Below are 22,594 nucleotides of genomic sequence, written 5' to 3'. Positions count from 1 at the left end.
CGTAGGAGGTGGTAATGGTACTCGACAATCTCGGGAGTTCCCTCCGCAGCAGTCTGGATAAGCTGCAGGGGAAATCCCGCCTCGACGAGGAGGACGTCGAGGAGATCGTCAAGGAGATCCAGCGCTCGCTGCTCTCTGCAGACGTCGACGTCAGCCTCGTGATGGACCTCTCCTCGTCCATCGAAGAACGCGCGACAGAAGAAGAACCGCCCGCCGGCACCTCCGCGCGGGATCACGTCCTCAAGATCGTCTACGAGGAACTCGTCGACCTCGTCGGCGAATCCACCGAGCTACCGCTGGAGTCGCAGACGATTCTCCTCGCTGGCCTCCAGGGGTCGGGGAAGACCACGAGCGCTGCGAAGATGGCGTGGTGGTTCTCGAAGAAGGGACTCCGTCCCGCCGTCATCCAGACGGACACCTTCCGCCCCGGCGCGTACGACCAGGCCAAGCAGATGTGCGAGCGCGCCGAGGTGTCGTTCTACGGCGACCCCGACGAGTCCGACCCCGTCAAGATCGCCCGCGAGGGCCTCGAAGCGACCGCGGACGCCGACGTTCACATCGTCGACACCGCCGGGCGACACGCGCTCGAGGACGACCTCATCGCCGAGATCGAGGAGATCGAAGACGTCGTCGAACCGGACCGCTCGCTCCTGGTGCTGGACGCTGCGATCGGGCAGGGCGCGAAAGAGCAGGCCCGTGAGTTCGACGACGCCATCGGCATCGGCGGCGTCGTCGTCACCAAACTCGACGGGACGGCGAAGGGTGGCGGCGCGCTGACGGCCGTCAACGAAACCGGCTCCTCGATCGCCTTCCTCGGGACGGGCGAGACCGTCCAAGACATCGAGCGCTTCGAGCCCAACGGCTTCATCTCCCGGCTGCTCGGGATGGGCGACCTGAAACAGCTCTCCGAGCGCGTCGAGCGCGCGATGGCCGAGACCCAGGAGGAAGACGACGACTGGGACCCCGAGGACATTATGGAGGGCTCGTTCACCCTCAAGGATATGCAAAAGCAGATGGAGGCGATGAACCGGATGGGCCCGCTCGATCAGGTCCTCGATATGATCCCGGGCCTCGGCGGCGGTTTCAAGGATCAACTCCCCGACGACGCGATGGACGTCACCCAGGACCGGATGCACTCGTTCGACGTCATTATGGACTCGATGACCGAGAACGAACTGGAGAATCCGCGTTCGATCGGTGCCTCCCGCGTCCGCCGGATCGCCCGCGGCTCCGGGAAGGACGAGGAAACGGTCCAGGAACTCCTCGAACAGCACAAGATGATGGAGCAGACCATCCAGCAGTTCCAGGGGATGGGCGACGGCGATATGCAGCGGATGATGAAGAAGCTCCAGAATCAGGGCGGAGGCGGCGGAATGGGCGGCCTCGGCGGCGGCGGTGGCGGCGGTCTCGGACCGTTCGGCTAACTTCGACTCGAACGTAGCGGCTGTGGCGGCGAGCGCATCCAGGACACGCCCGATTTTTTACCCCCCGCGTTCTCGACTCCCGTATGACCGTCCGGGACGCCGCACGCGAGGCTTACCGCGAGGCGCTCCCGGCGCTCGCCGCGAGCCTCGTCGGCGGCCTCATCGCCGGCGTCGTACTCAGCGGGATGCGCGCGGAACTGCGCGACGTCTCGGGACTCCTCGTGCTCGTGCCTGCACTACTTGCGACCCGCGGCAACGTCTACGGCTCGCTCGGAGCACGGATCTCGACCGCGCTCCACCAGGGGCTCATCGAACCGCGGGTCCGCGGCGGCGACGAACGACTCAAATCGGCGGTGGCGGCCGCGCTCGCGAACGGCCTCCTGGCGTCGGCGTTCGCCGCCGTCGCCGTCTTCACGGTTCTCTCGCTGCTCGGAAGCTCGGTCGCGCCGCTCCCCGTACTGGTCGCGATCGCGCTGCTCGCGGGGCTGCTCTCCGGCGTCGCGCTCTCTGCGGTCGTGGTCACCGCGGTGTTCGCCGGCTACCGACGCGGCCGCGACCCCGACACGCTCGTCGGACCGCTCGTGACGACGACCGGCGACGTCTTCGGCGTGTTCTTCCTGCTCGCGGCGGTCAGGATCGTCCTCGCGCTCGCAGAGGTGATCTAAGTGTCGACCGAGTGGACAGTTCGAGCGATCACGCGGGCGATGCTGCCGATCCTGCTCGTCCTGACGCTCGTCGAGGTCGGGAGCGGCCTCGTGCTCGGACGCTTCGAGACCCAGTTGCTCCAGTATCCGACACTGCTCGCGCTCGTTCCCGTGACGATCGGGACGGCCGGGAACCTCGGAAGCATCCTCGCCGCTCGGCTCTCGACGGCGTTTCACCTCGGGACGCTCTCGTTCGACCCTCGCGACGAGAACCTCGCCGGCAACGCGCTCGCGACGTTCGCGCTCGCGGTCTCGATCTTCCCGGTCGTCGGCGTCGGCGCGTGGGGACTCACAGCGCTCGTGAGCGGCGCGCAGTTGGCACCCCAGACTGTCGTCGCAATCTCGCTCGCGTCGGGTATCGCGCTGGCGATTCTCGCGATCGCGGTGACGGTCGCCGTAACCTACGTGGCCTACCGCTTCCGGCTGGATCCCGACGACGTCGTGATCCCGATCGTGACCAACACCTGTGACGTCCTCGGGGTAGTGGTCCTCTTTGCGACCGTGCAACTGCTCCTGTGATCGAAACTGCTCCTGTGATCGAGGACGGCGCTGCTCCGCCATCCCGACTCCGTGAACCGACGCCGATTAGTCCGCCGGGTTCCGAGGGTGAGGCGTGCAACCGGGAGCGGCCGTCGATACCGTCTGGCCCGTGCTCGTCGAGGTAGCGCCGAGAGTCGCCCGCATCGCGGTCTTCATCGCCGGCGGCGTCTTTCTGGCCAACGTCGCCGTCGGCTTCGGCCTCGTCGAGAAGATCGCCACGTTCTCGAAGTACCTCACGCGACCCGCGAACCTCCCAGACGAGGTCGGAACTGCGATCGTCACCACCGCCGCCTCGACGACGGCGGGCTATGGAATGCTCGCGGACTTCCGCGAATCGGGACGGCTCGACGACGCCGAGACGCTCATCGCGGTCACGATGAACACGTTCTTCGGCTTCGTCCAGCACATCTTCACCTTCTACGCGCCGGTGTTGATCCCGATTCTCGGTCTCGAAGTCGGACTGCTCTACGTCGGTTCGCGCGCCGCGATCGCGCTCGGGATTACGATCGCCGGCGTCCTCGCCGGCGCGGTGTTGCTCCCGCGGGGAGGGACAGAGGTGGATCGACAGGACGATTCGGTGACGACCGACGGCGGCGCAGAGAGCGCAGTCGGCGACGGCGGGCGTGCGGCGACGGCGGACCACGCCACCGACGACGAGTCGGAGTCGATCCCCGACGTACTCCATACCGCGGCCGAGAAGACATGGCCGAAGATCCGGCGGATCGTCCCGCGGCTCGCGGTCGTCTACGTCCTCGTGACGCTGCTCGTGCGGACGCAAGACGTCCAGTCAATCACGAGCGTCGCAGAGCCACTGACGTCTCTGCTCGGACTGCCGGCGGCGTCGCTGCTGGTGGTTGGCGTCTTCGCGTTCGACACGACGACCGGAGCCGCGACGATCGCGCCGATGGTGGGGTCGACGTTCACGCCGCGGACCGCGGTGGCGACGATGCTCCTGGGCGGGATCATCTCCTTCGCGGTTTCGACGTTCAAGCGCTCGATCCCGTTCCAGTACGGGATCTGGGGACCGCGCTTCGGCTCGAAAGTCATCGTCGTCAACACGGCGCTGAAAATCGTCTTCATCGCCGCCGCGTTGGCGATACTGCTCGCGCCGGTCTGACCGTCGGAGCCGACTCGGTCCGCGCGGACGACCTGGTGCCGCAGTTCAGTCGCGGTCGTCGACATCGACCGGACGGCCGTCCTCGGTCGGCGGCGCGACGTGGTCGATGTACGCCTCGACGTCGGGTTCGTGTACGGTGACGTGGACCTGGATGTCGCCGAGTTCGTCGGGGTTGCCGACGGCGAAGTTGATGACGCCTTTGAACGCCGCCTGCTTCTTCAGCGCGAAGGAGAAGCCGTCCTCGTCCGCTCGCTTGAAGAACTCTCGGCGGGCCGTGTCGAGGATCTCCTGTTCGTGGAGTCGTTCGGAGAATCGCTCCAGCGAGTGCGTCTCACCGACGAGTTCGCCCGTTTCGTGCTCGAACTCGACGTTCGGAAAGAGATTCCGGACGGCGTCTTCGACGCGGGCGGTCACCTCTGTATCGCGGACCGGTGCGACGATCCGAGCCTTCACGCGGTAGATCATCGGTGATCACCCGCGTTCGCTTCAGGTGTCGGGTCCGATGCCGACGGGTCGAGGGCGTCGGACGCGACCTGGACGGACTCGTCGTCGTCGACGCTCGCGAGGTCGCGGTCGAGGATCGCTCGGATGCGCTCGCGGAACGCGTCGAGGGTGTCGGTATTCTCGACGACGACGTCGGCGCGGTCCATCACCTCGCCCATCCCGAATCCGAGTTCGCGCTCCTCGCGGTCGCGGAGCGCCTCTCTGTCGATGTCGGAGTCGTCGCGAGCGCGGTCGAGCAGTCGCTCGGCGCGGGTCTCGAACGGCGCTTCGATGCTCACGAGCAGGAACTCCTCGCCGAACGCCTCGCGGAAGCGGTCGAGTTCGACCTCCGAGCGCAGGCCGTCGACGAGGACGGTGTCGTGGGTTTCCAGTTCGGCTTCGATCAGTGGCAGCGAGCGTTCGGCGATCGCCGCGGGGCCGTCCTCCTCGCGGAGCGTTCGCGCCATCTCGCCGTGGTGTTCTGCGGGGTCGAAGCCGCGCTCGCGGCAGGCCTCACGGATGACGTCGCCCATCGTGACGACCGGAACGTCAGCCTCGCGGGCGACCGCGGCGGCCTCGCCCTTGCCGCTTCCGGGCAGTCCGACGGTACCGATGACCTTCATTACGCGTCGATTCACGGCACCCGACCTTACGAGTTCCGCTCGCGCGGGCGCGCCGGCGACGAAAGCCACATCCCTTTTTACTGCCCACCGAGTGCCTACCCACGAGGGCGCGTAGCTCAGTTGGACAGAGCGTCGGACTTCTAATCCGATGGTCGCGGGTTCGAATCCCGTCGCGCTCGTGAAATCAGAGATTTCACTCGCGCGACGTACTCCCGATCGGTTCCCTCTCGGGAGTCCCGTCGCGCTCGTTGCGACCGCCGAGCGAAGCGAGGCGTGTCGAACCGTACCGCAAGGGATTCGAGTCAGGGAGCGACTGCAAGGAGCGACCGTGGTTCGAATCCCGTCGCGCTCGTGAAATCAGAGATTTCACTCGCGCGACGTACTCCCGATCGGTTCCCTCTCGGGAGTCCCGTCGCGTTCTGCCGAGTACGGGTGTCCGTTTTCACTCGACGAAGATCGCTCACGGTCGGTCAAAACTCGACGTCTGACGGGGCTATTTCATCTCCGAGTCGAGTATTTCATCTATGCAAGACGCACCCGGAATGAGCTGTGCGTGTGGCAAAGGGCACGACGAACTGAAAGAGTGTTCGGGGTACTGTTCGGACTGCGGCACCAAACTAGAATGGATCTCCCGCGGCGTCGGCGCGGAGATCAAGGCCTGTCCGAACTGTAATTGAGTTCCGTTCCGTCCACCTGTTTCACTGCGATCCGACGACCCGCGAAGCCGAAGCGTTTAATCGAATTCCGAACCCTGTTTCGGCTGATATGACGAAAGTCAGCGTAGTCGGTGCCGCCGGTACGGTCGGTGCCGCCGCCGGGTACAACCTCGCGCTTCGTGACGTCGTAGACGAACTCGTCTTCGTCGACATCCCCGACAAGGAAGACGAGACGGTCGGACAGGCCGCGGACACGAACCACGGGATCGCCTACGACTCGAACACCGAAGTCGTACAGGGCACCTACGAGGACACCGCGGGTTCGGACGTCGTCGTCATCACCGCCGGGATCCCCCGCCAGCCCGGACAGACGCGAATCGACCTCGCGGGCGACAACGCGCCGATTATGGCCGATATCGGCTCCTCGCTCGCCGAGCACAACGACGACTTCGTGTCCGTGACGACCTCGAATCCCGTCGACCTGCTGAACCGCCACCTCTACGAGTCCGGCGACCGCGACCGCCACAAGGTGATCGGCTTCGGCGGCCGCCTCGACTCCGCGCGCTTCCGCTACGTGCTCAGCCAGCGCTTCGACGTACCCGTGAAGAACGTCGAGGCGACGATCCTCGGCGAACACGGCGACGCGCAAGTCCCCGTCTTCTCGAAGGTCCGCGTCGACGGCACGGACCCCGAGTTCTCCGCCGACGAGCGCGAGGAGATCTTGGGCGACCTTCAGGAGTCCGCGATGGACGTTATCGAACGGAAGGGCGCGACTCAGTGGGGGCCCGCGACCGGCGTCGCACATATGGTCGAGGCCATCCTCCGCGACACCGGCGCGGTTCTCCCGGGTTCGATCGCGCTCGACGGCGAATTCGGCTACGAAGACACCGCCTTCGGCGTCCCCGTCAAACTCGGCTCCGACGGCGTCGAAGAGGTCGTCGAGTGGGACCTCGACGACTACGAGGCGGACCTGATGGACGACGCCGCAGAGAAGCTCTCAGAGCAGTACGAGAAGATCGCGTAGACTCGAACGGAGCAGCCGGAACCTTCCCTACACCTGATTTTTTCGCCGCTCGAACGGGACTCAGTCCGTCACGACGCTCGCGACCGACGGGATCGCGTCCACGACGCCGACCGCAACCCCGTAGCAGGCCAGCGCGTGCGCTCGCGGATAGTTGTCGAGGATCTCGCCGTCGGTGAGGAATCGGTCTCCCTTCGAGAGGTACATCGCTGCCCGACGCAGGAGCCATTTCTCGAAGGGGTCGCCTGCGGCGGCAATCCGATACGCGCCGTCGACGGCCCGCCGTTTCGCGTCGAGCAGCAGTCGCTTCGGGATCGACTGGCGACCGCGCAACCGCTCGACGGCGTCACGGCCGGTCGAAAAGCCCTGGAATTCGACGGCCGCTTCCGCGAGTTGGACCGTTTCGAGCCCGGAGAGCCCGTCTCGACGCGCCCACTCGGCGTCGTCGAGGCTGTTTTCACCCGGGTGGAGCGTCAAGAGTCGATTCCACGCGGTGTCGCGCGGCGTCTCCTCGTCGGTGTGACGCTCGTGGTACCACTCGTTGTCGTGCGACGACTCCTGTGCACGCTCGCGGTACGTCTCGCGGGCCGCCGTGAGTCCGATCGACGCGGGAGCGGACTGCCGAGCACGGAACGTCCGATAGAACTGGCGGGCGTCACTCAGAAACCGGACGGAGCGCTCGTGGTTTCGGACGGCCCGAGCCAGCGCCTTCTTGCGGACGCGTTCGGGCTTCTCTGCGAGTTCGTCGCGGTCGACTTCGGCGTTCTTGCCGGCGATCATCGCCGCGTGGAGCCACGACTCCACGAGGTCGATCCAGACCATCGTCTCCGCGGGCGCGTCGCTCTCGTAACTGAGCGTCCCGACCAAGTCTTCGATGCCCGCGGCCGGGCCAGTCTGTGCCGCGCCGGACGGCTCGATAGACACGTCGTCGAGGCCGGCGGCGGCAACGCCGAACGTCTCGGCGACGTACCGGACGTGGTACCGGGCTTCACTGATCGTATCGAACGAGGCCGCGTGCGAGCCGTCGAGGAACTCTCGCGCGGACGCGACGCTTCCTTCGTAGCCGAGGAACCGTTCGCCCTCGAAGACGCCAGCCGAGCGCGCGCGTTCGACGATCGGTTCGGCACGCTCGAGGAGGTCGCGGAGGTGCTCGATCGCGACATCCCGGTGTGGCGGGCGCACAACGGCGACGTCCTGGTGTGAGACCCCGTCGGGCACGGGGACGGCCCACGGCCCCGCGGCGGCCACGGCGCCGCAGCCAGCGAGCGCGGCGAGGCCCGCGGCGGCGCCACCGCGGAGGAGGGAACGGCGTGAGAGGGAGGGACCAGTCACGCCACGCGCTTCGAAAGTGATGCTAATACGTCTTTTCGTCGGCGCGACAGTCGTTCGGCCCGGCTACGCCTTCGCGGCTTCGAGATGCGAGATGTACGACGCCAGGTCGGTCGTCGTGACCATCCCGATGACCGCGTCGTCGGCGTCGACGACAGGCACGTGGTGGATGCCGTGTTCGATCATCGAGTCGGCGACGTCGGCGATCGGGACCTGCGCCGTCGTCGTGACGTCGGCGTCGGACATGTACGCGGAGACGGGCGTCTGGTCCTTCGGCTTCCGCTCGGCGACGATCTTCACGAAGTCGGTGTTGGTCAAGATCCCGACGAGTTGGCCGTCGTCGACGACGACGACCGAGCCGATCTCTGCGTCCAGCATCTTCTGTGCGACCTCCTCGACGAGCGTGTCCGGCGAGACAGTGTGTACTGGCGAGGACATTACCCGTGCGACGAAGATGTCGTCCATACCTCGACCTGGTGCAGGAAGGACTATTAAGGATTCTGCCTAGTGGTACCAAACTACACTCCGAACTGGATTGCAGAGCGGCGGCGCGATCGGTCTCCGACCGAGCGTTTATATCCGATGCCGGGGCCAGGCCCGGCGTGACCTAAACGAGGTCCCGCGCCGGGTAGCGGTCGCTCGGCACGTCGGCGCGGGAGCAGGGACGTGTGTCGACTGTTCGCCCCAACAGGCCATATTCGCGCGGTCGCAGGACCCCAAGGCGCATCACAGCCGTTCGCGTATCGACTGCGCCGTCTTCTCGCCGACGCCCGGGACGTCGATCAGATCTGCAGTCGACGCCGCGCGGACGTTCTCCACGCTCCCGAACCGCCTGAGGAGCGCCCGCCGCGTCTCGGCGCCGACACCCGGGACGTCTTCGAGCACCGTCCGGACGTCGTCGCGGAGCGTCTGGTGGTACTGGACCGCAAAGCGGTGCGCCTCGTCGCGGACGCGCTGGAGGACGTGCAACGCGGGGTCGTCGTCCGCCCAGTCGTAAACCCGATCAGGGGTGACGACGAGTTCGTCTTCCTTCGCGAGCGCGACGACTGGCACGTCCCAGCCGGTCTCGGAGAGTGCGGCCTGCGCGGCCCCGAGTTGGCCGTCGCCGCCGTCGATCAACAGGAGGTCGGGATCGGGTCGATCGTCTCGTCCCTTGATCGCCCGTTCGGCCCGCCAGCGGACGAGTGCGCGCATACTCGCGTAGTCGTCGTTGCCGTCGGGGAGTCGCTTCCGCCGGTAGTCGGATTTCTCGGCGGAGCCGTCGACAAAACAGACGTCGCTGCCGACGACGGCTTTCCCGCCGGCGTGGCTCACGTCGAACCCCTCGATCCGGTCGACGGTCGACAGCCCCAGCGCGTTCGCGAGCGCCCCGAGTTCGTCGCCGCGGTCCGGCCCGCTCCGGGCGTTCTTGAGCGCGAGGTCGACGAGCTTCGCCTCGCGTCCCGCGCCAGGCACGCGGACGTCGACGCCCTCGGCGTTGAGCCACGCCGTTACGTCGTCGTCGTCCGGACGCTCCGAACAGAGGATCGCATCGGGGAAGTCGCGCTCGGCGTAGTACTGCGTGAGGAACGCCGTGAGGACGGCGGCGGACCGCTCGCCGCCCTCGGGCGCGTCGAGACGGTGCCGCGAGCGGTCGACTAGCTGGCCGCGTTCGCTGTGGAGTCGCGCGACGGTTGCGGTGTCGCCTTCGACCGATACACCGAGAACGTCGACCGCTCGTTCGTCGGACTGCGCTGAGACGGCCTCCTCGCCCGCGCCGTGGAACGATTCGACCGCATCGAGGCGGTCGCGGAGGTTCGCCGCGCGCTCGAACTGTTCGGCCTCCGCCGCGTTCTCCATCGCGCGCCGGAGCGGGTCGGCAAGGACGCCGGTCTCGCCCTCGAAGAAGCGGACCACCGACGCGACGTCCTCCCGGTAGGCGTCGGCGTCGATCTCGTCGGTACAGGGCGCGCTACACAGGCCCATCTCGTAGTCGAGACACGGGCGGTCGCGGTTCGCGTACTTGTGATCCGAGCAGCCACGGAGGCCGTAGGTCTCTCTGAGCGCTTTCACCACGGTCTCGACTCGCCCCTTGTCGGTGAACGGGCCGAAGACGGTCGCACCGGGGTCGGGATCTCTCGTGACCGCGATCCGTGAGATTGGATGGTCGGTGAGCTGGACCAATGGATAGGACTTGTCGTCCTTCAACCGGACGTTGTACCGCGGCTGATGCCGCTTTATCAGATTCGCTTCGAGAAGCAGCGCCTGCGTCTCGGTGTCGGTTACGGCGACGTCGATAGACCGAGCGCGCTCGACCATCTGCCGGATGCGCTCGCCGCGCGGATCGGCGTACGATCGGACGCGATCTCGGACGTCGACGGCCTTGCCGACGTAGAGGACGTCCTCGCCGTCGAGAAACTGATAGACGCCGGGGTCGGTCGGTAACTCCGCGGCGCGGTCGCGAAGTTCGCTGCGCTCCATCGAGTCGGTGTAGCGGGCGAATAGGCTTGAGAGTGACGTGATCCGCGGGTGGCGATGTGACCTGAGACAGTTACGGCTGCGCTGCTCGGCGGCGGACAGTGAGGAACGCGAGGTTTTGGAGACTCGTGAGGAGGAACGCGCCGGCGGTGCTCGAACGGGGAGCAAGCTCCAGAACGTCCGTCCCGATGAGATAGAACGCCGTGAACTCTGCTGCTGCCACCGCTCCCACGAGGACGGTCCAGAGGACCGCCTGCCACGCCCGATCGTAGGGCGGCCAGTACTCGTCGTACGCCGTCGGCACGCCGACACCGAGGAGCAGCAAGAGCAGGAAGCCGCCTGTATCCGTTCCGACGCGCGACTGGAACGCGTAGGCCGTGGGGAGCGCGATCGCGATCGCCGTGAATATCGTGAGCTGTCGCTGTGCGGTGAGCCACCGATAAACGGCGGCGGATCGTGTGGAGGGCATAGTGGGAGATACGCCGGACGACAGTAAGAAAGTTGACCGCGCAGCCGACGAGCCACCGAGACGGTAGCTACAAACCGCTCCTCGCCGATTCTCGGAGTATGGACGACGGCGACGATTCCACCGACGACAACACGGTTCGCTGCTGGCTCGTCGAACGGACGTACACTGACCGCGGACTCGTCGATATGGTGTATGCGACGCCCGACGGGTCACAGCTCCGTCGAAAGCAGGTGTCGACGACGATTATGCGACAGCGCGGGGTCGGGACGACGGCCGCCGTGGACGTCGACCGTGACGACCTCGAACCGGTCGACGACGAAGTCCGAGAGCGCTACGCTGCGGAAGTCGAACGGATGCGTGAACAGTACGAGCCCGACGACGAAGTGTAGTCCATCCGAAGAGAACGCGACGCAGACACGGCGAGCCTCGTCCTGAACGAATCTCAGAGCTGATTCTGCCACCAAACGCTTTATGCACGGACCTGACAACCCTCGCCTATGGCCGCCATCGAACTCGACGGGTTGACAAAGCGGTTCGAGGACGTCACCGCCGTCTCGGACCTCTCGTTGACTGTCGAGGAGGGGGAGGTGTTCGGCTTTCTCGGCCCGAACGGTGCGGGGAAGTCGACGACGATCAACGTCCTCCTCGATTTCGTCCGCCCCACCACGGGGACTGTGACTGTACTCGGTCACGACGCCCGTGCGGAGAGCGTCGCCGTCCGCGAGCGAACCGGCGTCCTCCCGGAGGGATTCGACGTCTACGATCGGCTGACCGGCCGTGCCCACGTCGAATTCGCGATCGACTCCAAGGAGGTCGACGACGACCCCGACGCCGTATTAGAGCGCGTCGGGCTCGCCGACGCCGCGGACAGACAGGCCGGTGGGTACTCGAAGGGGATGCGCCAGCGCCTCGCGCTCGCGATGGCGCTCGTCGGCGACCCCGACCTCCTGGTCCTCGACGAACCGTCCTCGGGGCTCGACCCGGCCGGCGCGAAGGAGATGCGCGAGATCGTACTCGAGGAGGCCGAACGAGGCACGACCGTCTTCTTCTCCAGCCACATCCTCGAACAGGTCGAGGCCGTCTGTGACCGGGTCGGGATCCTCCGCGACGGCGAACTCGTCGCCGTCGACTCCATCGACGGCCTCCGGGAGGCGACCGACGCCGACGCCACGCTCTCTGTCTCCGTCGGCGACCCGGTCGGCGACGAGGTGCTGGCTGCCGTCGGCAACCTCGACGGAGTCCAGAGCGTCGACCGCGACGGCGACGGTGCACTTCGGGTCGCCTGCGACAGCGACGCGAAGACCCGAGTCGTCACGGAACTGGAAGACCGCGGCGTCGCCGTCACCGACTTCACGACCGAGGAGGCGTCCCTCGAAGACCTGTTCCTCGCGTACACCGAGGGCGGGGGCGTTGCCGAGGCCGACGCCGTCGAGACGACTGACAGTGGATCGCCCGAGTCGGCCGCCGACGACGTGGAGGTGCGACAATGAGCTGGCAGGCCGTCGCCCGCAAGGAGTTCCGCGACGCGATCCGCTCGCGGTGGCTCCACGGCTCGACGCTGTTTTTCGCGCTGTTCCTCGGCGGAGCCAGCGCACTGTTCTTCGGTGTCCTGCTCCCGCCGGCGAACCGACAGGTATCGAACCTCTTCGGGTTCTTCGCGAACCTCGGCGTGTTCAGCTTCTCGTTCCCGGCGCTACTCGCGCTCGTGCTCGGCTTCATCGCGCTCTCGACATCGTACGGCTCGATCACCGAGGAACGCGAGACAGGATCGATCAAGCTCCTGCTGTCGCTGCCGAACTCGCGTCTCGACGTCGTCGTCGGGAAGCTTCTCGGCCGGTCGACAGTCATCGTGGCCGCGCTGCTCGTCGGGTTCCTCGCGACGTTCGTAGCCCTCGTCGCGACCGGGACGCGACTGCAGCTCGGCGCGTTCGCGCCGCAGGTCGCTCTCACGGCGATTCTCGGCGTCGCCTTCGTCTCGATCGGACTGAGCCTCTCCGCGCTCGCGGATTCGAACCGCGAGGCGACGCTCGCGACGATGGGGCTGTACTTCGTCTTCGCCGTCCTCTGGGGATCGATCGCGGAGGGCATCCCGAAGCTCCTGAACTACACTGCAGAGCAGGTCGGGATGAGCGTCGGAGAGCTCACCCGCGTCAAGCTTGGCGTGTTCCTGAAGTACGTGAACCCGCTGAAGGCCTACGAGACGCTCGCGGCCGGGCTGTACTACGAGCCGGCGCGAGCGCGGCTTCTCAGCACCACGTTCGGGGAGCGAGCGGTCCTCGGATCGACCCTGCAGGAGTCGATGCCGTTCTACTTCACAGATTGGTTCCTCTTTCTGCTCTTGCTCGCGTGGATCGCCGTGCCGGCCGCCGTCGGCTACTGGGCGTTCGAGCGCGAGGACCTCTGAGGACCGCTGCTCAGTCACGTCGACCCAGATCGGTCGGTCACTCAGTTTCCGGCGGATACTCGATCCCGTGCTCTTCGAGGAGCGCCGCGAATTCGTCTTCGCCGAGCGTCGGCACGTCGTTGTCCGCGGCGTCGTCGCGCTTCGTCTGACCCGGGTTCTCGCCGACGACGAGGTAATCCGTATTCCCGGAGACGCTCCCGGTGGCCGTGCCGCCGTGACGCTCGACGACCTCTTGGGCGTCGGCGCGCGTCACCGAGAGCGAGCCCGTGAACACGAACGTCAGCCCGTCGAGTTCGTCGCCGCCTGTCGACTCGACGGATTCGGGCTCGACGCCCAGTTCGCGCAGTTCCGTGACGACCGCGCGGTTCTGCTCGTTCGCGAAGAAGTCGTGGATGCGCGCTGCGACGGTCGGTCCGACGTCGTCGACCGCTCGCAGGTCCGCCTCGGAGGCGTCCATCACGGCGTCGAGGTCGCCGAACGTCGCGGCGAGGTTTCGCGCCGTGCTCTCGCCGACCTCGGGGATCCCGAGCGCGACGAGAAAGTCAGAGAGCGGTGGCGACGTCGTCGCCGCGACGGCGTCGACGAGGTTCTGCGCGCTCGTCTCGCCCCAGCCCTCCAGATCGGCGAGGTCGTCGGCGGAGAGCCGATAGAGGTCCGGTAGCGTCGACAGTACGCCCGTATCGACGAGCTGTTCGACGCGCTCCTCGCCGAGGCCGTCGATGTCGAGCGCCTGTCGGCTCCCGTAGTGGACGATCGTCCGCACGAGCTGAGCGTCGCAGGTGAGACCGCCGGTACAGAACGCCAGCGGGCCGTCGCGCTCGACGGGGCTGTCGCAGACCGGGCACGTTTCGGGGAAGTCGTAGGTGCCCGCAGCGCGCTTCTCGATCACCTCTGCGACTTCCGGGATGACGTCGCCCGCGCGGCGGACGCGCACCTCGTCGCCGACGTCGACGCCGAGGCGTTCGATCTCCTCAGGGTTGTGGAGTGATGCTCGCGAGACGGTGACGCCGCCGACGTCGACTGGATCGAGAAGGGCAACAGGCGTGAGCCGACCGGTGCGGCCCACCTGGACGACGATGTCGGTGACGTGTGTCACCTCTGCACGCGGCGGGAATTTGTAGGCGAAGGCCCATCGGACGGCTCGGCTCGTCGCCCCCAAGGCTTCCCGGGCCTCGCGGTCGTCGACCTTGATCACGGTGCCGTCGATCTCGTAGTTCAGGTCCTCACGGGCGTCGAGCAGGGCGTCGCGGTAGTCGATCGCCTCGTCGATCGAGGGGACGGCCTCGACGCGGTCGTTCACGTGGAAGCCCCACTCACGGAGGGCGTCGACCGTCTCCCGCTGGCTGTCCGGAACCTCGCTCGCGTCCAACACGTCGTAGAAGAAGCAATCGAGCGGCCGATCGGCGACGACCGAGGGGTCGAGTTGCCGGAGCGTCCCGGCGGCGGCGTTCCGGGGGTTCGCGAACGGGTCGTCGCCTCGCTCGACGCGCTCGCGGTTGTGCTCGCGGAACGCGTCTCGCGGCATAAACACCTCGCCGCGGACGGCGAGGAACTCCGGCACGTCGCCGCCGAGTTCGAGCGGGATCGACCGGATCGTCCGCACCTGTCGGGTGACGTCGTCGCCGCGCCGACCGTCGCCCCGCGTCGCCGCGCGGACGTACTCGCCGTCCTCGTAGACGACTTCGACCGAGAGGCCGTCGAACTTGGGTTCACAGACGTAGTCGACGTCGCCGACGGCGTCGCGGACGCGGCGATCGAACTCGCGGACCTCCTCGGCCGCCGTCGACTGCTCGATCGAGAGCATCGGCGCGGCGTGCGCGACGGTTTCGAGTTCCTCCAACGGTTCGCCGCCGACGCGGCGGGTCGGACTAGTCTCGCGTTCGAGGTCGAACTCGGCCTCGAGGCTCTGCAACCGGGCGAACAACTCGTCGTACGCGCGATCGGAGATGAGTGGGTCGGCCTCGACGTAGTAGCGGTGGTCGTGCTCGCGGATCGCCTCCCGCAGCAACGCCGCCTGCGCCTGCGCCTCCTCGCGGGTCAGTTCCTCGACCGGCGCGAAGTCCGTGTCCGGATCGCGAAGGTACGGATTGTCCGGATCGGCGTACGCCGGCTCGAACGCCTCTCCCGCACTGTCGCCGCTGGCCTCCTCCGACGACGCCTCGTCGCTCATCGTATCGACGGATCGGACGGCCCCGAGTTAGGTGCTTCGTCGCACCGGCCCCGCAACTGTGACCCGTGTCCCGTAACCGCTGGTTATAAGTTTGTGTGGGAATATGCATACTACACATAGTATGGTCGATGGGTTCCACACCCGGAGTCTACACGCCGGTCAGGAGCCGGACGAGGCGACGGGCGCTCGCGCACCGCCGCTCTATCAGACGACCTCCTACGCCTTCGAGGACGCCGACCACGCCGCCGACCTCTACGCGCTTTCGGTCGACGGCGACGTCTACTCGCGGATCTCGAATCCGACGACGCGGATCCTCGAAGAGCGACTCGCTGCCCTCGAAGGCGGTGTCGCCGCGGTCGCGACCGCCTCGGGAATGGCTGCGCTCGATTCGATCACCAGTATGCTCGCCAACGCCGGCGACAACGTCGTCGCGAGCGCGGATATGTACGGCGGGACGGCGACCTATCTGACGAAGATGGCGACGCGCCGCGGCGTCGACATCCGGGTCGTGGACACCCTCGACTACGACGCCTTCGCAGACCGGATCGACGAGGATACCGCGTTCGTCCACGTCGAGACCATCGCGAACCCCTCGCTGAAGACGCCCGACTTCGAGCGCCTCGCAGACATTGCCCACGAGGCGGCCGCGCCGCTCGTCGTCGACAACACCTTCGCGACGCCGTATCTCTGTCGGCCGCTCGAACACGGCGCGGACATCGTCTGGGAGTCGACGACGAAGTGGCTCCACGGCTCGGGGACGACCGTCGGCGGCGTCCTCGTCGACGGCGGCACCTTCCCGTGGGAACACGCCGATTACGACGAGCTTTCTGGACCCAACCCGGCGTTCGGCATCGACTTCGTCGAGCGCTACGGCGAGGCCGCGTTCGCCAACGCCACCCGCCAGCGGGCGCTCCGGACGCTCGGAAATCAGCAGTCGCCCTTCGACGCCTGGCAGACGATCCAGGGGCTGGAGACGCTCCCGCTGCGAATGCAGCGCCACTGTGAGAACGCCCGCGAGGTCGCGACCTTCCTCCACGAACACGCGGACGTCGCGTGGGTGTCGTATCCGGGGTTCGAGGACCACCCGACCCACGAGAACGCGACCCGGTATCTGGGCTCCGAGGAGAACGGCGACGGCGAGTCCGAGTACGGCGGAATGGTCACCTTCGGCCTCGAAGGTGGCTTCGAGGCGGCCAAGCGGACCTGCGAGGAGGTCGACCTCGCGTCGTTCCTCGCGAACATCGGTGACGCGAAGACGCTCGTGATCCACCCCGCCTCGACGACGCACGCACAGTTGAGTGAGGAAGAACAGCGCGCGGCGGGGCTCAGCCCCGAGATGGTCCGCCTCTCGGTCGGCATCGAAGACGCCGCCGACGTCATCGCCGACCTGGACCGGGCGATCCGCGCCGCAACGCAAGGCGTTTCGGCCTCGGACTCCGAGGGGGAGGAAACACGATGAAAACAGACAGCGGAACCGTCGACCTCGGGCGGTTCGACTTCGCCTCCGGCGACGAGATCGAGAACCTCGAAGTCGCCTACGAGACCTACGGCGAGTTCGACGGTGACAACGCGGTGCTCGTCTGTCACGCCCTCACCGGCAGCCAGAACGTCGCCGGCTACGGCTCCGAGACCGCGGGCCAGGCTCGCGCGTGGTGGAACGACATCGTCGGCCCCGGCAAGGCGATCGACACCAACGAGTACTACGTCGTCTCGGCGAACATCCCCGGCTCGTGCTACGGCACCTCCGGCCCCGCATCGACCGATCCCGAGGGCGAGGTGTACGGCACCGACTTCCCGCCGGTCACGATCGGCGACTGGACGCGCTCGCAGCGCCTACTGCTCGACGAGCTCGGCGTCGGCCGCCTGCACGCGGTCGTGGGCGGGAGCGTCGGCGGGATGAACGCCCTCGACTGGGCGAAGCGCTACCCCGACGACGCCCGGTACGTCGTTTCCGTCGCCGCAGCGGCACGCCTCGACGCGCAGTGTCTCGCGCTCGACGCCATCGCGCGCCGAGCGATCACGACCGATCCGCACTGGAACGGCGGCGACTACTACGGAAACGACGAACAGCCGACCGACGGCCTCGCGCTCGCCCGCCAGATCGGCCACGTGATGTACCTCTCGAAGTCGTCGATGGAGCAGAAGTTCGGGCGGCGCGCCGCCGGCCGCGACGCGCGCCGGGACTCCTTCCCCGCCGACCCCGCCGCGGCGTTCTTCCCCTACCGCGACGTGGAGTCCTACCTCGACTACCAGGCCGAGAAGTTCGTCGACCGCTTCGACGCCAACTCCTATCTGTATCTCACGCGGGCGATGGACGACTACGACCTCTCGGAGGGCTACGAGAACGACTCGCGCGCGCTTGCCGCCTTCGAGGGCGAGGCGCTGTTGCTCTCGTTCACGGGCGATTGGCACTTCACCACCGAGCAATCGGAGACCGTCGCCGAGGCGTTCCGCGAGACGGGCGTGCCGGTGTCGCACCACGTCATCGACTCCGACCACGGCCACGACGCGTTCCTCGTCGAACCCGAGAAGGTCGGGCCACCGCTCCGCGATTTCCTCGCGGAGGGCGTCAACGGGCGCTCCGTCCACGACACCGTCGAAGCCGAACCCAACACCGGCGGCGACTTCGCGCCCGTTCACGCGTCGCTGTTCAGTCGGTGAGTCCGCGCCGCCCCAGCGGGCCGACCGGACGGTCCCGCTGAACCCGAACGCACTTTTCGCTGCGCGCTGTGTCCGACGGTATGTCTCCGGCAGATCTCCTCGCACGCCTCGCTGGCCTCTCCGTCGCCGTTGTCGGCGGCGTCCTCGTCCTGGGCGGCTTCTTCGTGCCGACCGCGGGCGCGCCCGGCATCGCGCTGCTCGCTCGCGGCGCGGTCCTGAACGTCGTCGTCGCCGGGGGAGTCGCCGGCGTCGCCTTCGTCCTCGCCGGACTCGGTGTGCTCGTCGATCGCGGCCGTGCGCTCGCGGTCAGCGTCGGCGGAGTCGTCCTCGTCGCTGCCGTCGCCCTACTCGCCGTCGGGACGAATTCGACACAGAGCGTGCTCGGCGTCGGGCTCGTGGCGCTGGTACTTCTGCTCGTGGGGTCGTCGGTCGGAAGTGGTGCAGCGGCGTGAGGCCATCCGGAGCAGGTGCCCCTGCGATTCAGACCGGACAGCGCTCTCGCAGGCGCTCGACCGCTCGCTGTGCGCTCTCGGCCCCGCGGCGGAGACAGCGACGAGCGCGACGCGTCCGTCGTCGGATGCCGAATTTGAGCGCGTCGTAGGAGTTTCCGAGCAGATTGCCGAAGTAGATCGCGCGAACGAACGCCAGCACGTCGGCGGCCGTCTCGGGTCCGTAGGTTTCGCGTAGCTCGGCGACTGCGTCCGGATTCGGATCCTCGTCGGCCTCGGCGTACGCCTGTGCGAACAGGAGCGCGGTCCGTTCCTCGTCGTCGACAGCCCCGTCGACGTCGTTTTCGAGGATTCGGTCGATGGTCGCTTGATCGACGCCCGTCTCCTGAGCGAGGTCGGTGTGGTAGCGAGTGCAGTACTGGCACTCGTTGACGGCAGTGACCGCGAGCATAATCTTCTCTGCGAACTGGTCGCTGACTCTGTCTGCTCGTTTTGCGCGCACCAAATCCGGAAGGTTGTGCACGAATTTTGCAGTACCAGTCAGGAGAGAACGCGGCGTGAATCGCTTTTTCGTGAATCTTCCCGGCGTATCTTCGGTCTCGTCTGTCATCTCTAACCTCATATTCTGCACCGTTACAATACCGTTTCGATGACCGTAGACGTCCATAGGATGACGGGGCGGATCACGGAGGTGGCACTATTCCGTAACTTGGCCAGCGACAGGTCGCCATCCAGAATGGTCCATATTCCACAATCGTCAGTCGATTAGCTGACGAAATAAATCCGCGCGACAGAAGCGCTCGTCGCAGATACCGGCGGAAATTGCACGCGCCACGTCCGTTAGGCCCCCGCTCCGAGAAGGGTGCGCTATGGCTGACGACGACGACACACCACTCGGATTCGGGACGCGGAGCCTCCACGCGGGACAGGAACCCGACCCGACGACTGGCTCACGCGCACCGCCGATCTATCAGACGAGTTCCTACGTCTTCGAGGACGCCGAAGACGCTGCCGGCCAGTTCGCCTTAGAGAAGGAGGGCTTCATTTACAGCCGGCTGATGAACCCGACGGTCGGAATGTTGCAGGAGCGCCTCGCCTCGCTCGAAGGCGGCGTCGGTGCGGCAGCGACGGCGTCCGGGATGGCCGCACTCGACCTCGCGACCTTCCTGCTCGCCAGCGCCGGCGACAACATCGTCACGGCGGCGTCGCTGTACGGCGGCACCTACACCTACTTCACGCATACCGTCGAGCGACGCGGGATCACGACGAAGTTCGTCGACACGCTCGATTACGAGGCGTACGAGGAGGCAATCGACGAGGACACGGCGTACGTCCACTTAGAGACGATCGGCAACCCCGCGCTCGTCACGCCCGACATCGAACGCATCGCCGACATCGCTCACGAGCACGACGTGCCGCTGTTCGTCGACAACACCTTCGCGACGCCGTATCTCTGCCGCCCGATCGAACACGGCGCAGACCTCGTGTGGAACTCCACGACCAAGTGGCTCACCGGCGCAGGGACGACGATCGGTGGGATTCTGGTCGACGGCGGCTCGTTCCCCTGGAGCGAGCACGCCGAGAAGTACCCCGAGATCGGCGCGTCGAACCCCGCCTACCACGGCGTCAACTTCGCCGAGCGCTTCGGCGACGCCGCGTTCACGTACGCGGCCATCGCCCGCGGCCTGCGCGATCTCGGGAACGCCCAGTCGCCGTTCGACGCGTGGAACACCCTCGAAAAACTGGAGTCGCTGCCGATGCGGATGGAGCGACACTGCGAGAACGCGATGGCCGTCGCGGAGTTCTTAGAAGGCCACGACGCTGTCTCGTGGATCAACTACCCCGGCTTGGAGAGCCACGAGACGCACGAGGAGGCCTCCGAGTACTTAGAGGGCGGCTACGGCGGGATGATCACCTTCGGCCTCGAAGCGGGCTACGAGGCCGCCCGCGACACTGTCGACAACGTCGAACTCGCCTCCCTGGTCGCGAACGTCGGCGACGCGAAGACGCTCGTGATCCACCCCGCCTCGACGACGCACCAACAACTCACCGAAGAAGAACAGAACGCCGCGGGCGTGACGCCCGATATGGTCCGCCTCTCGGTCGGCATCGAGGACGTCGACGACATCATCGCCGACCTCGAACAGGCGATCGACGCCGCGACGAACTGATAATGATTACTCTCGTCTCTTACCGATGAGCGCCACCTCGGTTGCCGGCGCTCACCGGTACACAGTGAGAGTAATCATTATGAGCGTCGTGCCCGGACGCAGTCGAGTGGCCTGACCGATCTTACTGCGGCGTGCCGGGCGTTCTCGGCGTCGATGGTGACGTTTTTCCGCCGGTACTGCGAACCACGCGTCGTGGTCGAAACACTCCTCGCCGTCGGTCTCTTCGTCGCTGTCTTCGTCGGATTCAACATCGGCGGCTCCTCGACGGGCGTCGCGTTCGGCCCCGCCGTCGGGAGCGACCTCGTCTCGAAACTGGGCGCGGCGATCCTGATGACCGGCTTCGCGCTCCTCGGCGCGTGGACCGCCGGGCGCGAAGTCATCGAGACGATGGGCGGGCGCATCGTCCCCCAAAGCGAGTTCACGCTCGCCGCCAGCGTCGCCGTCCTCTTTTTCGTCGGCCTGGCGCTCCTCATCTCGAACACGTTCGGCGTCCCCGCGTCGACGTCGATGACGGCGGTCGGCGCGATCGCCGGCCTCGGCGTCGCCTCCGGGACGCTGAACGAAGCCGTGATGCTCGAGATCATTTCGTGGTGGATTGTCGCCCCGGTGATCGCCTTCTGGATCTGTGCGGTCATCGGCCGGTACGTCTACCCCTACCTCGACGCGAAACTGAAACTCGACCGCTCTCCCGGCCCGATCGTCGTCCTCGACCGCGAGAACGGGTTTCCGCGGCCCCGACTCGGGCCGAACACGACGCCCCGAGAACTCGGCAGCGTCGGCCTCGTCGTCGTCATCGCCTGTTATATGGCCTACTCGGCGGGCGCGTCGAACGCCGCCAACGCCGTCGCCCCGCTCGTCGGCAACGGCGCGGTGTCGATCAATCAGGGCATCTTCCTCGCGGCCGGCGCGATCGGTCTCGGCGCGTTCACCATCGCACGGCGGACGCTCGACACCGTCGGTAACGACCTCACGGAACTGCCGATCCTGGCCGCGCTCGTCGTCGAGACGGTGTCGGCGTCGCTGATCGCGATGCTGTCGTATCTCGGCATTCCGGCGAGTCTCGCCGTCTCGGCGACGATGTGCATCGTCGGACTCGGCTGGGGTCGCGCCACGCGGACGGTGACCCTCGGCGAAGCGCTCGGGGGCACCGCGCCGGAGATGTCCGTCGACGCGCTGACGACCGAAACGAGCGACGAAGTCCCGCCAGTGGGCGAAGAGTCCGCACGCGATCTCGGCGGCACCGATCTGTTCGACCCGGGGACGACCGGTCGCGTGATCTTCTTTTGGCTCCTCACGCCGAGTCTCTCGGCCGCGGCGTCGTACGCGCTCTTCGCGGCCGTCCCGCTGTAAGTCGTCGCAGTCGGCCGCGCCTCCGGCGGAGTGACCCCCACTGTCACCGCACACAGCAGTGATACGTCCCGAACAATCGCCCGTAATCGACGAATCGAACAGCAAAGTCTAATGGGGTGGCATACAAACCGCTTGCTGATGCCTACCGTAGAATACCTCAACTACGAAGTGCTGGACGACCAGGGCTGGGACATGGACGACGACGACCTCTTCGAGAAGGCCGCTGACGCGGGTCTGGACGACGAAGACTACGGTTCTCTCGAAGTCAACCAGGGCGAATACATCCTCGAAGCCGCCGAGGCGCAGGGCTACGACTGGCCCTTCTCGTGCCGCGCGGGTGCCTGCGCGAACTGCGCGTCCATCCTCAAGGAGGGCGAGATCGATATGGATATGCAGCAGATCCTCTCCGACGAGGAAGTCTCCGAAAAGAACGTCCGCCTGACCTGTATCGGCTCGCCGGCAGCCGACGAGGTCAAGATCGTCTACAACGCGAAGCACCTCGACTACCTCCAGAACCGCGTCATCTAACGAAGGCTGTACGACGAACGGTTCCTCTAACACCCGTT

The 22,594-nt window shown here is 66.7% G+C and carries 23 protein-coding genes and 1 tRNA gene; 16 read left to right on the top strand and 8 right to left on the bottom strand.

Translation table 11 applies throughout. From position 1 onward, the window contains the following. Positions 1–14 precede the first annotated feature (14 nt). From RBH22_RS12280 to RBH22_RS12265, 4 genes are all read left to right on the top strand, one after another. A complete protein-coding gene (locus RBH22_RS12280) occupies positions 15–1,424 on the top strand; it encodes a signal recognition particle protein Srp54 (RefSeq protein ID WP_121568717.1) in 1,410 nt (469 codons plus the stop codon). Positions 1,425–1,507: 83 nt separating this feature from the next. Beyond that, on the top strand, positions 1,508–2,089 hold the full coding sequence (locus RBH22_RS12275) for a magnesium transporter (protein ID WP_306677641.1): 582 nt from the start codon (positions 1,508–1,510) through the stop codon (positions 2,087–2,089). After that, positions 2,090–2,647 (top strand): magnesium transporter, encoded by a 558-nt coding sequence (locus tag RBH22_RS12270; RefSeq protein WP_256288592.1) that lies wholly within the window; start codon positions 2,090–2,092, stop codon positions 2,645–2,647. A 94-nt stretch (positions 2,648–2,741) separates the two neighbouring features. After that, positions 2,742–3,785 carry a nucleoside recognition protein gene (locus RBH22_RS12265; protein WP_256288591.1) on the top strand — a complete coding sequence of 348 codons (1,044 nt, stop codon included), beginning with the start codon at positions 2,742–2,744 and terminating at the stop codon, positions 3,783–3,785. Between the two features lie 45 nt (positions 3,786–3,830). Here the strand turns inward: RBH22_RS12265 and RBH22_RS12260 are convergent, their stop codons facing one another. Next, the gene (locus RBH22_RS12260; protein ID WP_306677639.1) at positions 3,831–4,250 is read right to left on the bottom strand and encodes an RNA-binding domain-containing protein; all 420 of its coding nucleotides are present in this window, start codon (positions 4,248–4,250) and stop codon (positions 3,831–3,833) included. Then, positions 4,247–4,891: an AAA family ATPase gene (locus RBH22_RS12255; RefSeq protein WP_306677638.1), complete on the bottom strand. Its 645-nt coding sequence runs from the start codon at positions 4,889–4,891 to the stop codon at positions 4,247–4,249. The genes RBH22_RS12260 and RBH22_RS12255 overlap by 4 nt, the downstream gene beginning before the upstream one ends. A 105-nt stretch (positions 4,892–4,996) precedes the next feature. Here RBH22_RS12255 and RBH22_RS12250 point away from each other — a divergent pair. The 3 genes from RBH22_RS12250 to mdh all read left to right on the top strand — a co-directional run bounded on the left by RBH22_RS12250 (position 4,997) and on the right by mdh (position 6,571). After that, a tRNA-Arg gene (locus tag RBH22_RS12250) sits at positions 4,997–5,070 on the top strand. A 345-nt stretch (positions 5,071–5,415) separates the two neighbouring features. Next, complete coding sequence (locus RBH22_RS12245) at positions 5,416–5,568, top strand: hypothetical protein (protein ID WP_256288588.1); 153 nt, start codon at positions 5,416–5,418, stop codon at positions 5,566–5,568. An 88-nt stretch (positions 5,569–5,656) separates the two neighbouring features. Next, complete coding sequence (gene mdh / locus RBH22_RS12240) at positions 5,657–6,571, top strand: malate dehydrogenase (protein ID WP_256546085.1); 915 nt, start codon at positions 5,657–5,659, stop codon at positions 6,569–6,571. A 60-nt stretch (positions 6,572–6,631) separates the two neighbouring features. Here the strand turns inward: mdh and RBH22_RS12235 are convergent, their stop codons facing one another. The 4 genes from RBH22_RS12235 to RBH22_RS12220 form a co-directional block, all read right to left on the bottom strand. Then, entirely contained in the window at positions 6,632–7,900 is a 1,269-nt protein-coding gene (locus RBH22_RS12235; RefSeq protein ID WP_256546086.1) for a hypothetical protein, read from the bottom strand. 63 nt (positions 7,901–7,963) lie between these two features. After that, positions 7,964–8,362 carry a CBS domain-containing protein gene (locus RBH22_RS12230; protein ID WP_306677637.1) on the bottom strand — a complete coding sequence of 133 codons (399 nt, stop codon included), beginning with the start codon at positions 8,360–8,362 and terminating at the stop codon, positions 7,964–7,966. Between the two features lie 261 nt (positions 8,363–8,623). Continuing rightward, positions 8,624–10,357 carry an excinuclease ABC subunit C gene (locus tag RBH22_RS12225; protein ID WP_306677636.1) on the bottom strand — a complete coding sequence of 578 codons (1,734 nt, stop codon included), beginning with the start codon at positions 10,355–10,357 and terminating at the stop codon, positions 8,624–8,626. Between the two features lie 70 nt (positions 10,358–10,427). Further along, positions 10,428–10,823 (bottom strand): hypothetical protein, encoded by a 396-nt coding sequence (locus RBH22_RS12220; RefSeq protein WP_306677635.1) that lies wholly within the window; start codon positions 10,821–10,823, stop codon positions 10,428–10,430. 98 nt (positions 10,824–10,921) lie between these two features. Between RBH22_RS12220 and RBH22_RS12215 the strand changes: the two genes are divergently transcribed. The 3 genes from RBH22_RS12215 (at position 10,922) to RBH22_RS12205 (ending at position 13,227) form a co-directional block, all read left to right on the top strand. Next, complete coding sequence (locus RBH22_RS12215) at positions 10,922–11,212, top strand: hypothetical protein (RefSeq protein ID WP_306677634.1); 291 nt, start codon at positions 10,922–10,924, stop codon at positions 11,210–11,212. Between the two features lie 108 nt (positions 11,213–11,320). Then, complete coding sequence (locus RBH22_RS12210) at positions 11,321–12,313, top strand: ABC transporter ATP-binding protein (protein WP_306677633.1); 993 nt, start codon at positions 11,321–11,323, stop codon at positions 12,311–12,313. Then, a complete protein-coding gene (locus RBH22_RS12205) occupies positions 12,310–13,227 on the top strand; it encodes an ABC transporter permease (protein WP_256546091.1) in 918 nt (305 codons plus the stop codon). The genes RBH22_RS12210 and RBH22_RS12205 overlap by 4 nt, the downstream gene beginning before the upstream one ends. Before the next feature lie 37 nt (positions 13,228–13,264). On the opposite strand, the gene ligA is transcribed toward RBH22_RS12205, so the two are convergent. Beyond that, the gene (ligA, locus tag RBH22_RS12200; RefSeq protein ID WP_306677632.1) at positions 13,265–15,397 is read right to left on the bottom strand and encodes an NAD-dependent DNA ligase LigA; all 2,133 of its coding nucleotides are present in this window, start codon (positions 15,395–15,397) and stop codon (positions 13,265–13,267) included. A 121-nt stretch (positions 15,398–15,518) separates the two neighbouring features. On the opposite strand from ligA, the gene RBH22_RS12195 reads away from it, so the two are divergent. The 3 genes from RBH22_RS12195 (at position 15,519) to RBH22_RS12185 (ending at position 18,510) form a co-directional block, all read left to right on the top strand. Continuing rightward, positions 15,519–16,856: an O-acetylhomoserine aminocarboxypropyltransferase/cysteine synthase family protein gene (locus tag RBH22_RS12195; RefSeq protein ID WP_306677631.1), complete on the top strand. Its 1,338-nt coding sequence runs from the start codon at positions 15,519–15,521 to the stop codon at positions 16,854–16,856. After that, positions 16,853–18,058, top strand: a complete 1,206-nt coding sequence (metX, locus tag RBH22_RS12190) for a homoserine O-acetyltransferase (RefSeq protein WP_121568734.1) — start codon at positions 16,853–16,855, stop codon at positions 18,056–18,058. The genes RBH22_RS12195 and metX overlap by 4 nt, the downstream gene beginning before the upstream one ends. 80 nt (positions 18,059–18,138) lie before the next feature. Further along, entirely contained in the window at positions 18,139–18,510 is a 372-nt protein-coding gene (locus RBH22_RS12185) for a hypothetical protein (protein ID WP_306677630.1), read from the top strand. Between the two features lie 28 nt (positions 18,511–18,538). Here the strand turns inward: RBH22_RS12185 and RBH22_RS12180 are convergent, their stop codons facing one another. Further along, on the bottom strand, positions 18,539–19,009 hold the full coding sequence (locus tag RBH22_RS12180) for a carboxymuconolactone decarboxylase family protein (RefSeq protein WP_256288577.1): 471 nt from the start codon (positions 19,007–19,009) through the stop codon (positions 18,539–18,541). Positions 19,010–19,376: 367 nt separating this feature from the next. On the opposite strand from RBH22_RS12180, the gene RBH22_RS12175 reads away from it, so the two are divergent. The 3 genes from RBH22_RS12175 (at position 19,377) to fer (ending at position 22,556) form a co-directional block, all read left to right on the top strand. Next, positions 19,377–20,678: an O-acetylhomoserine aminocarboxypropyltransferase/cysteine synthase family protein gene (locus tag RBH22_RS12175; protein ID WP_256288576.1), complete on the top strand. Its 1,302-nt coding sequence runs from the start codon at positions 19,377–19,379 to the stop codon at positions 20,676–20,678. Between the two features lie 192 nt (positions 20,679–20,870). Then, positions 20,871–22,028: an inorganic phosphate transporter gene (locus RBH22_RS12170; RefSeq protein ID WP_256546098.1), complete on the top strand. Its 1,158-nt coding sequence runs from the start codon at positions 20,871–20,873 to the stop codon at positions 22,026–22,028. Positions 22,029–22,166: 138 nt separating this feature from the next. Then, entirely contained in the window at positions 22,167–22,556 is a 390-nt protein-coding gene (gene fer / locus RBH22_RS12165) for a ferredoxin Fer (RefSeq protein ID WP_256288574.1), read from the top strand. Positions 22,557–22,594: the final 38 nt, after the last annotated feature.

The sequence above is a fragment of the Halobellus sp. H-GB7 genome (assembly GCF_030848585.1).
Lineage (GTDB): Archaea > Halobacteriota > Halobacteria > Halobacteriales > Haloferacaceae > Haloquadratum > Haloquadratum inordinatus.
Note: the sequence above shows the minus strand (reverse complement) of the source record. Positions and strands in the feature narration are given on the sequence as shown.

Coding starts and splice junctions, on each gene's coding strand:
- fer (WP_256288574.1), top strand. CDS start 22,167: ATGCCTACCGTAGAATACCTCAACTACGAAGTGCTGGACGACCAGGGC.
- RBH22_RS12210 (WP_306677633.1), top strand. CDS start 11,321: ATGGCCGCCATCGAACTCGACGGGTTGACAAAGCGGTTCGAGGACGTC.
- mdh (WP_256546085.1), top strand. CDS start 5,657: ATGACGAAAGTCAGCGTAGTCGGTGCCGCCGGTACGGTCGGTGCCGCC.
- RBH22_RS12175 (WP_256288576.1), top strand. CDS start 19,377: ATGGCTGACGACGACGACACACCACTCGGATTCGGGACGCGGAGCCTC.
- RBH22_RS12280 (WP_121568717.1), top strand. CDS start 15: ATGGTACTCGACAATCTCGGGAGTTCCCTCCGCAGCAGTCTGGATAAG.
- RBH22_RS12245 (WP_256288588.1), top strand. CDS start 5,416: ATGCAAGACGCACCCGGAATGAGCTGTGCGTGTGGCAAAGGGCACGAC.
- ligA (WP_306677632.1), bottom strand. CDS start 15,397: ATGAGCGACGAGGCGTCGTCGGAGGAGGCCAGCGGCGACAGTGCGGGA.
- RBH22_RS12215 (WP_306677634.1), top strand. CDS start 10,922: ATGGACGACGGCGACGATTCCACCGACGACAACACGGTTCGCTGCTGG.
- metX (WP_121568734.1), top strand. CDS start 16,853: ATGAAAACAGACAGCGGAACCGTCGACCTCGGGCGGTTCGACTTCGCC.
- RBH22_RS12220 (WP_306677635.1), bottom strand. CDS start 10,823: ATGCCCTCCACACGATCCGCCGCCGTTTATCGGTGGCTCACCGCACAG.
- RBH22_RS12230 (WP_306677637.1), bottom strand. CDS start 8,362: ATGGACGACATCTTCGTCGCACGGGTAATGTCCTCGCCAGTACACACT.
- RBH22_RS12195 (WP_306677631.1), top strand. CDS start 15,519: ATGGTCGATGGGTTCCACACCCGGAGTCTACACGCCGGTCAGGAGCCG.
- RBH22_RS12260 (WP_306677639.1), bottom strand. CDS start 4,250: ATGATCTACCGCGTGAAGGCTCGGATCGTCGCACCGGTCCGCGATACA.
- RBH22_RS12205 (WP_256546091.1), top strand. CDS start 12,310: ATGAGCTGGCAGGCCGTCGCCCGCAAGGAGTTCCGCGACGCGATCCGC.
- RBH22_RS12275 (WP_306677641.1), top strand. CDS start 1,508: ATGACCGTCCGGGACGCCGCACGCGAGGCTTACCGCGAGGCGCTCCCG.
- RBH22_RS12225 (WP_306677636.1), bottom strand. CDS start 10,357: ATGGAGCGCAGCGAACTTCGCGACCGCGCCGCGGAGTTACCGACCGAC.
- RBH22_RS12185 (WP_306677630.1), top strand. CDS start 18,139: ATGTCTCCGGCAGATCTCCTCGCACGCCTCGCTGGCCTCTCCGTCGCC.
- RBH22_RS12255 (WP_306677638.1), bottom strand. CDS start 4,891: ATGAAGGTCATCGGTACCGTCGGACTGCCCGGAAGCGGCAAGGGCGAG.